We start from the raw sequence: 2047 nt of genomic DNA, 5'->3' as shown, positions 1-2047 counted from the left end.
TCCTTGTAATGATAAGAGAAAGAGCCTATGAAGTAAAGAAATATGTAAGTTTGAAGAGTAAGATAATAGTAGTAAATAGAACTTTTCAAGAGGATGAGATATATAAGATTTTTTCCATTCCAGAAGGAACAGATGTATTGGTGGTTAATGATAATGATCAAACCACATATGAAACAGTATCCTTATTTTATGAGATAGGAATAAATCACTTAAATCTTATGGCTTACATAGATGGAGAGGATTATCAAGATATAAATATAGCTCTTACCCCAGGAGTTAGTGAAAGAGTTCCTAAATATATAAATAAAATTATAGACCTTGGTAATAGGTATATAGATATATCTACGTTTATGCAGATAATAAGTATACTTGATATAGATACCATTGATATAGGAAAAAAGCTTATTAAGTATTCCGAGAAAATAGTAAGCTTAGATGGTGGTATTAGAGACAAATATAAGGAATTATTTTTAAAGATAGAGGAACTTGATACCATATTAAATATATCGAGGGATGGCATAATATTTACTAATGAAAAGGGCATAATAAAAGTTTTTAATGAAAGTTTTAAAACTATTTTAGACTTAAAGGGAGATATTCAGGGAGTATCAGTAGAAGATATATTTAAGGAAGACCTTGAAAGAGTTATAAAAGAAGAAGAGATTTCAGATGAGGTCTTTCAGTTTAAGGATAAATATATAAATATTAAGAAAACTAGTATATATAACTTAGGGATAAAAAAGGGTAGTTATTACAATATTCAAGAGATAACTTATATAAAACAGCTTGAACAAAATCTTACAAGGCAAATAAAATCAAAGGGACAAATTGCTAGATATTATTTTCATCACATAAAGACTAACTGCCCATCTATGATTCAATGTTTGAATCTTTCTAAAAAAATATCAAAGTCGGATCTTACAGTATTAATAATAGGAGAAAGTGGTACTGGAAAAGAATTGTTAGCTCAATCTATTCATAATGAATCAGAACGAAATAAGCAACCTTTTATAGCGGTAAACTGTGCAGCCATGCCTGAAAACTTGTTAGAGAGTGAATTGTTTGGTTATGAAAAAGGAGCCTTTACAGGAGCTTTAAAGGAAGGAAAGAAGGGACTTTTTGAAGTTGCTAATAACGGAACTATATTTTTAGATGAGATAGGAGATATGTCCCTTCTTCTTCAAACAAAGTTATTAAGGGTTCTTCAAGAAAGACAGATAATGCCTTTAGGATCAGAGAAGATTATAAATATAAATGTAAGGGTAATAGCTGCCACTAATAAAAATATTCTTAAGATGATAAGAGAAGGTGGTTTTAGGGAGGATCTTTATTATAGGATTAATGTATTACCAGTAAGTGTACCACCTCTTAGAGAAAGAAAGGGAGATATAATACCTCTTTTAAATCATTTTATTGAAAGACATATAGAAATAGAAGAGGAAGCAAAAAATAGCTTATTATCTCATAGGTGGCCAGGTAACATAAGGGAACTTTACAACGTAGCATCCTATCTTTCTTTAATGTGTGAGGATAAGGTGAGAGTTACAGATTTACCATTAACTTTAGAGAAGGAAGAGAAAAACTATAGTTATGATAAGGAACTTTTAAAAAATAAATGTGATTTTAATAAAGCCTTAGGTATACTTAAATTAATAAGTAGTTTTAATGAGAGGAATGAAACCTTAGGAAGAGATAGAATAATAAATATATTTAAGGAAAGAAATATAGAGTTATCAGAAGGTGAGACTAAGAAAATTTTAGTTACCTTAAAGAATCTAGGATTGATAAACTCATCAGTAGGAAGAAAAGGTAGTGAGATAACTAATAAAGGAAAGGCGTTTATAAGTTATTGTGAATAATAGAGTACAATATAAATAGGTTCATTAATAGGATGATAAGTTTCCTATTAATGAACCTATTTATATTTTTTAAAATTTAAAAGAAGAAAAATATAAAGATAAAATATATTAAAATCCTTGTAGAAGGAAGAAATTTAAGATGTTTTTGAAAAAAGGAAGATATAGTGTAATTTTGGCATGACCATTGC

At 28.5% G+C, this 2047-nt stretch carries 1 protein-coding gene; it reads left to right on the top strand.

Translation table 11 applies throughout. The features are described from left to right. Positions 1 to 1859, top strand: a 1859-nt coding sequence (locus AB2369_RS13080) for a sigma-54 interaction domain-containing protein (protein WP_367666910.1), incomplete at its 5' end; no start/stop codon positions are given. Positions 1860 to 2047: the final 188 nt, after the last annotated feature.

The sequence above is a fragment of the Clostridium sp. genome, from assembly GCF_040797585.1.
Lineage (GTDB): Bacteria > Bacillota > Clostridia > Clostridiales > Clostridiaceae > Clostridium_Z.
This window is presented reverse-complemented; position numbering and strand designations above follow the sequence as displayed.